The 12,578-nt window shown below is 52.6% G+C and carries 14 protein-coding genes; 2 read left to right on the top strand and 12 right to left on the bottom strand.

All coding sequences use genetic code 11. The features are described from left to right. Positions 1–2: 2 nt before the first annotated feature. From fabK to GJ688_RS01515, 7 genes are all read right to left on the bottom strand, one after another. A complete protein-coding gene (gene fabK, locus GJ688_RS01545) occupies positions 3–953 on the bottom strand; it encodes an enoyl-[acyl-carrier-protein] reductase FabK (RefSeq protein WP_170291555.1) in 951 nt (316 codons plus the stop codon). 32 nt (positions 954–985) lie between these two features. Continuing rightward, positions 986–1,990: a beta-ketoacyl-ACP synthase III gene (locus tag GJ688_RS01540; RefSeq protein WP_155474753.1), complete on the bottom strand. Its 1,005-nt coding sequence runs from the start codon at positions 1,988–1,990 to the stop codon at positions 986–988. After that, positions 1,987–2,991 carry a phosphate acyltransferase PlsX gene (plsX, locus tag GJ688_RS01535; RefSeq protein ID WP_155474752.1) on the bottom strand — a complete coding sequence of 335 codons (1,005 nt, stop codon included), beginning with the start codon at positions 2,989–2,991 and terminating at the stop codon, positions 1,987–1,989. The genes GJ688_RS01540 and plsX overlap by 4 nt, the downstream gene beginning before the upstream one ends. Before the next feature lie 13 nt (positions 2,992–3,004). Further along, complete coding sequence (gene fapR, locus GJ688_RS01530) at positions 3,005–3,574, bottom strand: transcription factor FapR (protein WP_155474751.1); 570 nt, start codon at positions 3,572–3,574, stop codon at positions 3,005–3,007. A gap of 170 nt (positions 3,575–3,744) precedes the next feature. Next, positions 3,745–3,924, bottom strand: coding sequence for a 50S ribosomal protein L32 (rpmF, locus tag GJ688_RS01525; RefSeq protein WP_155474750.1), 180 nt, complete (start codon positions 3,922–3,924; stop codon positions 3,745–3,747). A gap of 15 nt (positions 3,925–3,939) precedes the next feature. Then, a complete protein-coding gene (locus GJ688_RS01520) occupies positions 3,940–4,482 on the bottom strand; it encodes a YceD family protein (protein WP_155474749.1) in 543 nt (180 codons plus the stop codon). A gap of 70 nt (positions 4,483–4,552) precedes the next feature. Further along, on the bottom strand, positions 4,553–5,743 hold the full coding sequence (locus tag GJ688_RS01515) for an acetate/propionate family kinase (RefSeq protein ID WP_155474748.1): 1,191 nt from the start codon (positions 5,741–5,743) through the stop codon (positions 4,553–4,555). A 146-nt stretch (positions 5,744–5,889) separates the two neighbouring features. Between GJ688_RS01515 and GJ688_RS01510 the strand changes: the two genes are divergently transcribed. Continuing rightward, a complete protein-coding gene (locus tag GJ688_RS01510) occupies positions 5,890–7,065 on the top strand; it encodes a nucleoside recognition domain-containing protein (protein ID WP_155474747.1) in 1,176 nt (391 codons plus the stop codon). Positions 7,066–7,119: 54 nt separating this feature from the next. On the opposite strand, the gene GJ688_RS01505 is transcribed toward GJ688_RS01510, so the two are convergent. The 3 genes from GJ688_RS01505 to rsmD are packed head-to-tail and all read right to left on the bottom strand — an operon-like array spanning position 7,120 to position 8,728. Beyond that, positions 7,120–7,644 carry an ATPase gene (locus GJ688_RS01505; protein WP_155474746.1) on the bottom strand — a complete coding sequence of 175 codons (525 nt, stop codon included), beginning with the start codon at positions 7,642–7,644 and terminating at the stop codon, positions 7,120–7,122. Positions 7,645–7,675: 31 nt separating this feature from the next. After that, positions 7,676–8,164 carry a pantetheine-phosphate adenylyltransferase gene (gene coaD / locus GJ688_RS01500; RefSeq protein WP_170291554.1) on the bottom strand — a complete coding sequence of 163 codons (489 nt, stop codon included), beginning with the start codon at positions 8,162–8,164 and terminating at the stop codon, positions 7,676–7,678. Between the two features lie 12 nt (positions 8,165–8,176). Then, the gene (rsmD, locus tag GJ688_RS01495) at positions 8,177–8,728 is read right to left on the bottom strand and encodes a 16S rRNA (guanine(966)-N(2))-methyltransferase RsmD (RefSeq protein ID WP_155474745.1); all 552 of its coding nucleotides are present in this window, start codon (positions 8,726–8,728) and stop codon (positions 8,177–8,179) included. Positions 8,729–8,863: 135 nt separating this feature from the next. On the opposite strand from rsmD, the gene gpr reads away from it, so the two are divergent. Continuing rightward, positions 8,864–9,850, top strand: a complete 987-nt coding sequence (gpr, locus tag GJ688_RS01490; protein WP_155474744.1) for a GPR endopeptidase — start codon at positions 8,864–8,866, stop codon at positions 9,848–9,850. A gap of 138 nt (positions 9,851–9,988) precedes the next feature. On the opposite strand, the gene GJ688_RS01485 is transcribed toward gpr, so the two are convergent. Further along, positions 9,989–10,117 carry a small, acid-soluble spore protein, alpha/beta type gene (locus tag GJ688_RS01485; protein WP_155474743.1) on the bottom strand — a complete coding sequence of 43 codons (129 nt, stop codon included), beginning with the start codon at positions 10,115–10,117 and terminating at the stop codon, positions 9,989–9,991. A 34-nt stretch (positions 10,118–10,151) separates the two neighbouring features. Then, complete coding sequence (gene recG / locus GJ688_RS01480; RefSeq protein WP_155474742.1) at positions 10,152–12,575, bottom strand: ATP-dependent DNA helicase RecG; 2,424 nt, start codon at positions 12,573–12,575, stop codon at positions 10,152–10,154. Between the last annotated feature and the right edge of the window lie 3 nt (positions 12,576–12,578).

The raw sequence follows: 12,578 nt of genomic DNA, 5'->3' as shown, positions 1-12,578 counted from the left end.
TCCTAACGGCCTGCTTGAATCCGACCGTTCATGTTTGCAAACACTTTTTCCGCTTGCATAATAATATCTTGAATGATTTCAGAAGCTGTTTCCTCTCGGCATACCATGGCTGCCACTTGACCGGCCATGACCGAACCCAGTTCTACATCGCCTTCCACCATGGCTAAACGAAGTTTTCCAACGCCAAGCTTTTCGAACTCTTCGGCTGGAGCCGCTTTTCGCTCCAGCTCATCAAACTTGCGAACGAGTTTGTTTTTCAAACAACGGACTGGATGACCGGTGGGACGGCCTGTAACGACCGTATCGCGATCTTTCGCCTTGAGAACAGCTGTTTTTACGTTGGGATGAATGACACATTCCTTGGCACACATAAAGCGAGTACCCATCTGCACCCCGACAGCACCGAGGCTTAAGGCAGCCACAAACTGACGGCCGTCGGCAATGCCTCCGGCAGCGATGACAGGGATATTGACGGCATCGACGATTTGCGGCACCAGCGACATGGTCGTCAGTTCACCGACATGACCGCCCGATTCCATCCCTTCGGCGATAAGGGCGTCTACACCCGACTTTTCCAGACGTTGAGCCAGTGCCACTGAAGAGACAACAGGGATGACCTTGGTTCCTACTTCTTTCAGCCGGGGAATATATTTTCCAGGGTTTCCGGCACCTGTCGTGATCAAAGGCACACGGTGCTTGATGATCACTTCAATTATATCGTCCACATGGGGAGACATGAGCATCACGTTTACGCCATAGGGTTTGGAGGTTCGTTCTTTAATTTTAACGATCTCATTTTCAACCCATTCGGCGGGAGCTTGTCCGGCACCTACGATTCCCAGCCCGCCTGCTTCAGATACTGCCGCGGCCAGTTCGGCAGTGGCTACCCAAGCCATTCCGCCTTGCATAATCGGATAATCAATCCCTAAAAGGTCACATAAAACGGTTCTCACAAGTTTCCTCCTTTACCCTCTACGCCGCGGCTTTACCCTTTCGATATCGCCCACTCTACTGCCATACTTCCCCAGGTAAGTCCAGCACCAAAACCTACCATAATCAACCGGTGTCCCGGCTGAATCTGTCCGCTCCGTACCATTTCGTCAAGGGCCACCGGAATGGAAGCCGCCGACATGTTACCGTAACGGTCCAAGTTGACAGCCACTCGCTCCATACCGATACCTAACTTTTTGGCAGCTGAATCGATGATGCGCATGTTCGCTTGGTGAGGGATGAAGAAGTCGATGTCTTCTTTCTCCCAGTCTGCTATCTCCAGAGCCTTTTCAGCAGCATCGCCCATGATGCGAACGGCGAATTTGTACACTTCTTTCCCGTTCATTTTGACGTAGTGCTGCCGTTGCTCCAACGTCTCTGCCGTCGCAGGGAGCCGACTTCCGCCGGCGGGTACGCCGAGATCTTTTCCCCCTGATCCGTCAGCGCCGAGGTGAACCGCTTTAATCCCGGCCCCCTCTTCGACAGGACCTAAGACGGCCGCTCCAGCACCGTCGCCAAAGAGCACACAAGTGTTGCGATCGCTATAGTCCATAAACTTCGAGAGTACCTCTGCCCCAATCACGAGTACCCTCCGGTAAGTTCCGGTGGCAATGAACTGAGATCCTACGGCACAACCGTAGATAAAGCTGGTACAGGCTGTCTCAAGGTCAAAAGCGGCTGCCCTCTTGGCACCCAATTTATCAGCGACCAGACAAGCCGAGGCAGGCAGGTAAGCATCAAAGGTACAACTGCCAACGATGATCAGATCCAGTTCTTCGGGATGTACTCCCGCTGCCTCTAAGGCTCGCTGACCAGCTACGTAAGCCAGATCGCTTACGGCTTCTTCCGGTTTGGCGATACGGCGCTCACGGATCCCCGTTCGAGTGACAATCCACTCATCGCTCGTCTCGATCATGGACTCAAAGTCTTTGTTGGTCATGATCTTTTCCGGTAGGTAAGAACCGGTACCCCAGATGCCGACGGATTGTAGCTTGATCAAACCGGATCCCCCTTTCCCGGGATATGATCTTTAATCGCTTGGATGAATCGCTCTTCAACGCCTTGCTGAGCCACTCGCAAGGCATTCTTGATGGCTTTCGCTTTCGAAGAGCCGTGACAGATGATCGACACGCCGTTGACACCTAAAAGAGGTGCACCGCCGTACTCGGCATAATCGAGCCGTTTGCCCATCTCCCGCAATGCCGGTGTAGCCAGCAACGCACCGAGTTGGGCCAGTCGGCTGTTTTTTAGTTCATCTTTGATCATTTTGGTCAAGGCACCGATCATGCCCTCACCGAATTTTAAGACTACATTGCCCACAAAACCGTCACAAACGATCACGTCGGCACGGCCAAAAAATAAATCGCGGCCTTCTACGTTCCCGATGAAACGAAGGGGCGCTTCTTTCAGCATCCCGTAGGTGCTGAGGACTAATTCATTGCCCTTCGTTTCTTCCTCACCGATATTGAGCAAGGCTACCCGAGGATTGGAGATTCCCATTACTTTTTCGGCGTAGACGCTGCCCATCATAGCGAACTGAAGTAAGTTTTTCGGCTTCGCTTCTGCGTTGGCTCCCACATCAAGGAGCAGTTTGCCACCTTCCAAGGTAGGAAGGATGGTAGCGATAGCCGGGCGATCAATTCCTGAGATTCGCCCGAGGCCGAGAAGCGAAGCAGCCATCTGGGCACCTGTAGAACCTGCAGAGACGAGAGCTTCGGCCTTACCCTCCTTCACGAGGCGGGTGGCAACGACGATAGAAGCGTCTTTCTTTTTCCGCAGGGCTGTAGCCGGTGATTCATCCATGGCGATAACTTCCGATGCGGCGACGATTTCTATCCGCTTTCGGACGGTTGCGGGAGCTTGCTGAAGCAGCGGTTCGATCGCTTCAGGCCGGCCTACCAGCAAGATGTTGATATCCATCTCTGAAGCTGCCTCAATAGCCCCTTTTACGATCTCCTCCGGTGCATGATCCCCGCCCATGGCGTCCAGCGCAATGCGCAAAAGTATTTCCTCCTTATGGTCGGGATAGCCTATCTCGAGCTATAATGTAAAATTTTCCAGAAAATACAATCTCATTTCCCACATGGCTGACGACACGGATAATATTCCGAGCGCCGACAACCTTGACGATATGGGCTTTAGCTTCGACGACCTCACCCAACAGAACAGGGCGGCGGTTACGGACGCGAGACAAAGCTGTCATAGCCGTAGGCGCGTCCACGATAGCTACCGCTAGGGAATTGGCTTGGGCAAAAATGTAATGCCCTCTGGCTATGGACGAACTCTGCAACATCGCTTCGGTAAAGCGAAGTTGGGAAGTCCCTTCTTTTCCGACGATCAAATGGGTCACTTCACCGACGATTTCGTCCCCGGAAAAGGTACGAGCGTCCCTTAAGTGCTCCACGGCGACCTGGCGCGCCCGTTCACGCAATTCAGGTATGCCGATCTGTTGGCGGTCCAAGCGAACGGTCTGTATGCTGACACCGAGTCGCCGGGCCAGTTCCCCGTCAGAATGTAAGGGGTTTTCCTGCAGCATCTTCTCCAATTTGGCCAGGCGCATCTCTTTTTTTTCTCGCGCCCCCATCGCTATTCCCCCTGCAGAGTACAGTTTTTATAGCAGCTGCTACTAATTCAAAGTATACCTCCGTTTTTTTCATTTTGCAAGTCTAATCGATGTATTTTTCCTTATATTTCCTTATTATACCAAAAGAAAATGGCCTATACAACGATAGGCCATTTCTGAACAGGAAATTCTTATTCGGCTTTTTTGCCAACTTCCCGATCACGATAATACCCGCAGCTCGGGCAAACGTGGTGGGGCATTTTGGGTTCATGGCATTGAGGGCAGGAACCGAAAGAAACCGGTTCCAACTTCTGTGCCGCACGACGCTGACGGTTGCGCGACTTCGATCTCCGGTGCTGAGGAACACCCATCTCCTACACCTCCTTTTATTTTTGAGAACGTTCGTTGCCATTCAGCAAGGCCAGGAGAGGGGCCATCCGAGGGTCTGCGGGGCCTTCAGAACAACCACAAGGGCCTTCTTCCAGAAGGGCACCGCAGTGCGGACAGAGACCCGGACAATCCTCTTGGCACAAAACTTTCATGGGCAAAGCTAATACGAGGGCATCGTGAAGGGCAGGAGATAGGTCCAAAACCCTCTCGCTTTCCAAGGGATATCGAGGAATGTCACCCTCCGGCATCGTTTCTTCCGAGGTTTCATCCACTAGGGATGTCGTAAAAAGAGCCTCTACGGGAACGTCGAGGGCAAACTCGACCGGACGCAAACAGCGATGACAAGGGGCTGTCAACCGAGCCGACAGGGTTCCTTGAAACCGGTACCCGCCTTCTTCCCGAGATACTTTCCCTTCGACATGGGCTGGCATCACAGGACGGAGGTCTTCTTCCAATTCCACTTCTTCCCATTGACCGGACCAGGGAAGCGGCTGCCACCGTTCACGGACCTTTCGTAATAAACCCTCATCGACTCGCATATTCTCCACCTCTTTAGAAAAGAACCAGCCATTATTATACAAAGCGCTGCTTATACTGTCAATGGAGAAGTTATTTTGCCAGGCGGAAAGTGTCCCGGGCGATCATCAACTCTTCGTTCGTGGGGATCACCATGACGTGACAGGCGGCGCCGGGCAGGGATACGTCCGCTTCTCCCCGTCCTTTGTTTTTCTGTTCGTCCAGTCTTACACCGAGGTACTCCAGTCCGTTGCAGACGGTTTTGCGCATGGACGACGAGTTTTCTCCCAGACCGGCTGTAAAGACGATAGCGTCGACACCGTTCATAACCGCAGCATAAGCGCCAATATATTTCTTAACACGGTAGGCAAACATGTCAAGGGCTAAACGGCACTGTTCGTTTCCTTGACCGGCTCCTTCCTCTAAGTCGCGGAAGTCGCTGGAGACTCCGGAAACACCGAGGACGCCGCATTTTTTATTCATAAAGTCGCTGACCTGAGCCGGCGTCATGTTTTCTTTTTCCATAATAAAGGGGACTACGGCCGGATCCATGTCGCCGACACGAGTGCCCATAACGAGTCCTTCGAGCGGCGTGAAACCCATGGACGTGTCTATCGAATTGCCATGGAACACGGCAGCGATAGAAGCACCGTTCCCTAAGTGACAGGTGATGATCTTCAGTTCTTCTAGGGGACGATCGAGCATGTCCGCAGCCCTCTGGGCAACATATTTGTGAGAAGTGCCGTGAAAACCGTAACGGCGAAGAGAGTACTTTTTAGCCAAGTCATAGGGCAGCGCGTACATATAAGCATGCTCGGGAATCGATTGATGGAAAGCTGTATCGAATACAGCCACTTGGGGTACTCCGGGCAGCATATGCTGGCAAGCTTCAATCCCCATGACAGCAGGCGGGTTGTGCAAGGGCGCCACTTCGAAGAGGGGCCGAATATCTGCCAGAGCCTTCTCGTTGATGATGGCCGAGTCGGGAAACTTGTCTCCGCCATGAGCAACGCGATGACCAACAGCATCGATTTCCTTCAGCGACTTGATAACACCATACTCCTCATGGGTTAAGGCGTCGACGGTCATCTGAATCGCTGTGTCATGATTCGGAATGTCCGTCTCCATAACGACGGGATTTTTCCCGGAAGGACGATGGGTTAACAGGGAACCGTTAAGCCCGATCCTTTCGACAAGTCCCTTGGCCAGAAGAGTTTCGTTCTGCATATCAAAGACTTGATATTTGAGCGAAGAACTTCCAGAGTTGATAACTAAGATAATCATTGAAATCCTCCTTATGCTTTTGCGACTTGTCTTTTTTTTCATTATTACTATACCCAATGGCTTAGCGGTTGTCACTTAATAAGACTATTTCGTCGAATTAGGTTAGAGCTTTCAGAAAATTTGTTATATTGGAGGTTTAGTGTTTTATGGGTAAAGGCCCCATCGCCCTTTTCCTATATTTTCTTCTGCTGACACCTCTTATGATTTATTATCCCTCAGAGTCTCTGTCGGCGGCCCGAGAAGGATTACAATTGTGGTTAAACGTCTTGTTGCCTGCCTTGTTCCCCTTTTTAGTCGTTGCAGAACTGATCTTGGGAATGGGCCTGCCCCGTCTCGTCGGTGTGTTGCTGGAGCCTTTGATGCGTCCTCTTTTCCGGCTGCCTGGTGCTGCAGCCGTCGTCGTGGCGATCGGCTTTACGACCGGATTTCCTGTGGGAGCCATCATAACGGCCCGTTTGATCCGGGAAGGCGCTTTGACGACAACAGAGGGAGAACGTCTCAGCCTGTTTACCAACAACGCCAGCCCCTTGTTCATGCTCGGCGCCGTTGGAGCCGGACTTTTCGGTTCATCCGAAGCCGGTCTGATGCTTGCAGCAGCCCACTATGGCGCTAACCTGGTAGTGGGTTGGTTATATACTCGAACACTCCCTCCACCACCTCGTTCCTTTTCCACGGTCGGGAGAAGGTCCAACCTGTGGAACCGGCTTGAGGCAGAGTGGAAGCTCTTTTCGACGCAGTCTAAACCGCCCGGAGAAATTCTGGGAAACGCAATTACTCGCGGGATGAACAACATCTTGGCCATCGGCGGATATATGATGTTTTTTGTCGTCACTTTCCGCCTTCTGTTGGCCGGAGACGTGATCACTCCCCTGCTGAGCGGTCTGGAAGAGGTTCTTCAATGGTTACACCTCAACCCGACCCTGGCTCCCGGAATGATCGCCGGTCTGTTGGAGATGAGCATCGGCTGTCAACAGATCGCGGCGGCCCATGCTCCTTTAACTGAACGACTGATGATGACATCGTTTCTTCTGGCCTGGAGCGGCATATCGATCCAAGCTCAGGTGTCTACCTTTTTGGCAGGCACAGGGGTTCGCCTCAGTCGGTATCTCCTGGCTCGATTGGCGCAAGGTTTTCTCTCCGTGGCGATTCTCTATGTGCTGCTTCTTTATCTTCCCCTCCCCATGTCCTCTTCCTACATCCCTCCTCTAACCGAATTTAACCTTTGGTGGATCTGGCCTGGTAAAAGCGGCCTTGTATATGTGCTGATAGGAATTATGCTGATATTTTCTATGATTTTCATCAAAGGTGCAAGAAAAAAGTAAAAGAGAGTGTAAAGTTTTACACCCTCTGTCTACCCAACTATACACACCGTTATGTTAATAATCTTCTTCGTGTTCTCGTCCCCAGTGTTCCTGCAGTTCCTCTCGACCCTTCCGGACCGTATTGATCGACTTGTTCAGCGTTTGCTCCATTTGGCGAAGTACTTCGTCGGCATAATCACGGGCATCCACCTTTAGATCATTGGCGGTGCCTTTCGCTTCTGCCAATATTTCTTCTGCCTTGGCTTGAGCCAAGCGGACGATCTCTGTCTCGCCAGCCATTTTCGCCACATAAGCTTTAGTTTCTTCGATCATGCGCTCACATTCTGCTTCCGCTTCCTGAATAACCCGCTGCCGTTCTTTCGTGAGCCATTTGGCTTGACGCAATTCTTCTGGAAGTCCGGTGCGGATGCGATCAATGCTATCTAACAAGGCATGATCGTCCACGAGAACTTTACCGGTCATGGGAATCCGAGTCGCTGTTTCCACCATTTCCTCGATTTCATCGAGTATGCGCAAGATGCTTCCCTTGCCTTCGGTTAGACGGGTAGCTGTCCCCTCAAAAGACACTGAACGCTCCATTTTTGTCCCCCCTTTGTCAGTCCTGTTATCATCAGGTACCTTCTTTACCATACTTTTCAGCCATACGTTCCTGTACAATCGGCGGCAAGTATTCTCGAACATCGCCACCAAAGGAGGCGACTTCTTTCACCATGGAACTGCTGATAAAGGCGTAGTCTGTAGTCGTAGTCAGAAAAACCGTTTCAGCCTGAGGGTAAAGCGTTTTATTCATCAAGGCCATTTGAAATTCAATCTCGAAATCAGACACCGCTCGAAGGCCGCGAACAATCGCATTGGCCTTCTCTTTTTTGGCGAAGTCTACGAGCAGTCCCGAAAAAGACTTCACCGTCACATTCGTCAGATGCTGGGAAGCGACGCGGATCATTTCCACTCGCTCTTCCATCGTAAACAGAGGTTTTTTGCTAGGGTTGTGAACGACAGCTACAATCAATTCGTCAAAGATTTGTGCCGCCCTTTCTACGATGTCCATATGTCCCTTGGTGATCGGATCAAAGCTCCCAGGATAAACGGCGATTGCCACAGAGCAGCCTCCTTACGATTCTACCCACTGATAATAATGAATCATTGTATCGCCGTAGCGGTTCGAACGTAAATGACCGAGGCGGCCTATCCGTTCAGGCAATGTCTCATCGCGGCTCGTCTCGAGAATCAAGACGCCATCGGCAGAAAGCAGACCGGCGGCGACCAATTCCAACACTGCTGGCAAAAGATTTTGTTTGTAGGGGGGATCGGCAAAAATCAGGTCAAACCGTTTTCCTTGCTGTAAAAGCGTCCGGCATGCCGAATAGACATCTTGCCGCAAAATCGTTCCATTCGCAAGGCCTGTCGTATCCATGTTTTTCTGAATGATTCGACAGGCATCATGGTCTTTTTCCACCCAATATACCTGTTCAGCACCACGGCTTAACGCTTCCAATCCAAGTGCGCCGGTCCCTGCAAACAGATCTAGACATTGGGCGTCGGGGATACGCCCGGCAAGTACATTGAATAGGGCTTCTTTGACGCGGTCTGCTGTTGGGCGGGTCTTGGAGCCCTTCACAGCAGCCAATCGGCGGCCACGTGCTTGACCGGCAATGATACGCATTTCCTTCCCCTTTCGACGACATTACCCAAATTATAACATGCCCTCCCCCGTTCGACAATTCCAGCAAAAGAGGAATGGTACCACCGTCCTAGTGGTACATTGATTCTTAATGGATAAAATAAGGGAGGTTTGGCGATGAACCGTTCTCAACTTTACGGAAATCTTGGCATTCGACTCGACATGGCCGTGGAAGCCCATGATGTGATTCGTCAAGAAAGAGGTTCCGACATTCCCGGCGTGAAGGTGTTTAAAGCGCAGCATCCGACAGCGACGGTGACGACGGTGATCGTGGAAAACGTTCAGGGCGAACAAGCCATGGGAAAACCGGTAGGAACCTACGTGACCATCGATGCGCCCCAGTTGCGCGATAACAACCGGGAAGTTCATCAACAAATCGCATCGATCTTAGCCAAGGAATTGACAGGCTTGCTCCAACTGAGACCGGATGGTTCTGTCCTTGTGGTCGGCTTGGGCAACTGGAACGCCACCCCGGATGCGCTAGGACCAAAAGTCGTCGATTATACCATGGTGACCCGCCATCTGCACCAGTACGCACCAGAAGAATTGGCCGGCGGATTGCGGCCAGTCAGCGCCATCGCCCCCGGTGTACTCGGTTTGACGGGAATTGAGACGGCAGAGATCATCAAAGGAATCGTCGAAAAAACCCGCCCCGATCTAGTCATCGCCATCGACGCCTTGGCGACCAGTTCAGTCGATCGCATCGCTACGAGCGTTCAGTTGGCCAATACGGGAATTCATCCCGGATCCGGTGTGGGCAACAAGCGTGCTGGCATCAACCTGGAAACAATGGGAGTTCCAGTTGTCGCCTTGGGAATTCCCACCGTAATGCATGCTGGTATCATCGCCCATGAAGCCATTGAAAAACTGATGGAGCAATTCCAAACGAGCCCCACCTTATATAAGCTCTATAAGGGACTGAACCCTGATGCCTTGCAGCAGATCATCGAGCAGGTTCTGGGACCTTACACCCGCGATCTGATCATGACGCCGAAAGAGATCGACCAGTTGATTCAGCAGACGTCAAAAGTGGTGGCATCGGGGATCGCTCAATCGCTGCATCCGTCAATTACGCCGGAACAGTGGACCCAGTACTTGCAGTAAGATAATAGCTCAGATGAGTAATTTTCGTTAGAACCGCTTTAAAAGTGATGGAGTGCCGGTCACAATTGATCGACACTCCATCACTTTTTGTGCGTAAGCTTCGCTGATGACCTATGAACCGGCTGGGGTGAGTCTTTTTTATCGCTGTGAGGTGCTCTTATCGTTGTTCACAGACTTTAATCGATGGGACAACCCAAGTTCCTGGGCCACTTCCATTTTGAAGTCTTCCATATTCGGCGAAAGTTCGTCACGATCCCGATCAGGCAAGGCTTTTCACCTCCTCGCCGTTAGGATCCACCGATTATAACAAATCCAATCCTTGAAAAGTCTCCCTGACCTTGCGGGCTAGTTCACGGCTTTCCGGTCTTTGCAGGGTTGGATCTTGGGCGTTCCACTGTTCGGAAGCGCTTTTGGCTTGATCTAACAGATCAGCATCCTTGACCAAGTCAGCAACCTTAAACGCAGGGATGCCGCTCTGTCGGGTTCCCAAAAATTCCCCAGGACCTCGCAGCTTGAGATCTTCTTCGGCGAGGCGGAAACCGTCGTTCGTCCCTTCCATGGCACTCATGCGCCTTTTTCCCTCGTCAGAAAGTTTATCGGCGATGAGGATGCAGAAGGACTGCGCTTGTCCCCTTCCGACACGACCGCGCAACTGGTGCAGTTGGGCTAACCCGAATCGCTCGGCCCCTTCGATCACCATCACCGTTGCCGCCGGCACATCGATGCCGACCTCGATGACGGTCGTCGCGACGAGGACTTTTGTATTTCCCCGGTAAAAGCGCTCCATGACGGCAGCCTTTTCTTCCTTTTTCATCCGGCCGTGCAGGATGCCTACCTCTAGATCCGGGAAGACGTCTCGAGTGAGGGTGCCATAGCGTTCTTCTACGGCTGCCAAGTCCATCTCTTCCGATTCTTCGATGGCCGGGCAGACGATATACGCTTGATGCCCTTGGGACACTTCTCGGCGGATCAGATTGTAGACCCGCGGCCACGTATCACTGCCTACATGATACGTTTTGACTTCCTGCCGCCCGGGAGGGCGTTCATTGAGGATGGATACATCCAGATCGCCATACAGGGTCATGGCTAAGGTTCGCGGTATCGGTGTGGCCGTCATGACGAGCAGGTCAGCCTGTTGGCCCTTTTCCCAAAGGGCAGCTCGCTGACGAACACCGAAGCGGTGTTGTTCATCGATGACGACCAGCCCGAGGCGCTGGAAGACCACTTCTTTTTGCAACAGCGCATGGGTCCCCACGACGACCGGATAGGTGCCTTCCGATAGACCTTTGAGAACTTCTTCTTTTCTGCGGCGCGTCAGCGAGCCGGAAAGGTGGGCCACTGGTATGGCCATCTCGGCGAGCAATCGCTGCCAGCTGATGGCGTGTTGTTCGGCGAGAACTTCTGTCGGCGCCATCAGCGCTGCCTGGTAACCTGATGCGACTGCTTTGACGACGGCAGAAGCAGCCACGATCGTCTTGCCAGCTCCCACATCCCCTTGGAGAAGCCGGTTCATCGGTCGATTCGCTTCCATGTCGGCGGCGATCTCCCGAACGACCCGTTTTTGGGCAGCCGTCAACTCGTAAGGCAAGAGTGACCATAGCTTATTGAGTTCCTCTTGGGCAGGCTTGTGACCGATTCCTTCGATAGGGACGTTCCGGCGACGGCGGATAAACTGCCACGCCGTCTGCAGCAAAAAGGCTTCGTTAAAAGCCAGTTTGCGCCGGCCTAATTCAGCCTGTTCAAGGGAATCGGGGAAATGAACCCATTGGACCGCTTGACTCAAGGCAGGCAGGTTTGTCGACCTGTCGAGTCCCTTTGGCACGATATCGTTCATTTGAGGGGCATACTTAGGGATGACCTGTTCATAGAGTCCCCGCAAGAATCGCTGGTTCAACCCTTCCGTAGCCGGATAGACCGGTACGATTCGGTTCGTATGCAATCCCGCTTCTGCCTGGTTTTCGATTTCCTCTACATGCAGTTCCGCTTTGCCGTAGCGAAACTCCACTTTCCCCGAAACGATGACCGCCGTTCCGGGAGGGTATTTAGCGGTCAATTGCTTGCGGTTGAATAAGACGATCGGCAAGATGCCTGTACCGTCATCCAACTGACCTTTGATAACAGCCAATCCGCGGCGAGGATTATACTGCTGGTAGGCTCGGATGACGCCGGATACGTTGTAGTCTCCGGGATAACGAATTTGAGCGATGCTGAGCAGTTGGCTGCGGTCGATGTAGCGGTGGGGCAGATGAAAAAGTAAATCCTGAATCGTCTCGATGCCAAGCCTTTTGAGGGCGGCCGCTCGCTGCGGTCCTACGCCTCGGAGAAACTGAATCGCCGTGCCAGGGCCTTTCAGGTTGCGGGAGGGCCTTTCAGGCTGTTTTTTGTTGACGGTTTTATCGTCTGATCCTGGATTCGAAGAAACTTGCTTCGTCGCTTCGGCCGTCGGCAATTCCAGTTCCAATTCTCCGATGCTCTGGGCCATTTGATCGACCACATGGCGCCGTTCCGGCGGAGTCAATCGCCGGTAGTGGATCATCTGGCCTTCCCAGAGAGCCATTCGAGCTCCCCAAGGACCGGGATGAGCCGATAAAGCCTGCCGAAGAGCAGCCAAGGAAGCATGGGCGTAGGCGGAAAAACCGCCGACGACGCCTCCGTCCGTGTATCCGAGATTGCGCTCGGCGTCAATCGCCCGGCGCAGACTTTGCCATAGGGGTTGCCAACTCATCGT

This window comes from Heliobacterium mobile, from assembly GCF_009720735.1.
Taxonomy (GTDB): Bacteria; Bacillota; Desulfitobacteriia; order Heliobacteriales; family Heliobacteriaceae; genus Heliobacterium; species Heliobacterium mobile.
The sequence above is the reverse complement of the archived record's forward strand: the minus strand, read 5'-3'. Positions and strand labels throughout refer to the sequence as shown.

What these genes read in the sequence shown, in the direction of transcription:
- GJ688_RS01505 (WP_155474746.1), bottom strand. Translation starts at nt 7,644, where the DNA reads ATGGAGCGTTCAGTGTCTTTTGAGGGGACAGCTACCCGTCTAACCGAA.
- GJ688_RS01510 (WP_155474747.1), top strand. Translation starts at nt 5,890, where the DNA reads ATGGGTAAAGGCCCCATCGCCCTTTTCCTATATTTTCTTCTGCTGACA.
- recG (WP_155474742.1), bottom strand. Translation starts at nt 12,575, where the DNA reads ATGAGTTGGCAACCCCTATGGCAAAGTCTGCGCCGGGCGATTGACGCC.
- fapR (WP_155474751.1), bottom strand. Translation starts at nt 3,574, where the DNA reads ATGGGGGCGCGAGAAAAAAAAGAGATGCGCCTGGCCAAATTGGAGAAG.
- GJ688_RS01520 (WP_155474749.1), bottom strand. Translation starts at nt 4,482, where the DNA reads ATGCGAGTCGATGAGGGTTTATTACGAAAGGTCCGTGAACGGTGGCAG.
- rpmF (WP_155474750.1), bottom strand. Translation starts at nt 3,924, where the DNA reads ATGGGTGTTCCTCAGCACCGGAGATCGAAGTCGCGCAACCGTCAGCGT.
- GJ688_RS01515 (WP_155474748.1), bottom strand. Translation starts at nt 5,743, where the DNA reads ATGATTATCTTAGTTATCAACTCTGGAAGTTCTTCGCTCAAATATCAA.
- rsmD (WP_155474745.1), bottom strand. Translation starts at nt 8,728, where the DNA reads ATGCGTATCATTGCCGGTCAAGCACGTGGCCGCCGATTGGCTGCTGTG.
- gpr (WP_155474744.1), top strand. Translation starts at nt 8,864, where the DNA reads ATGAACCGTTCTCAACTTTACGGAAATCTTGGCATTCGACTCGACATG.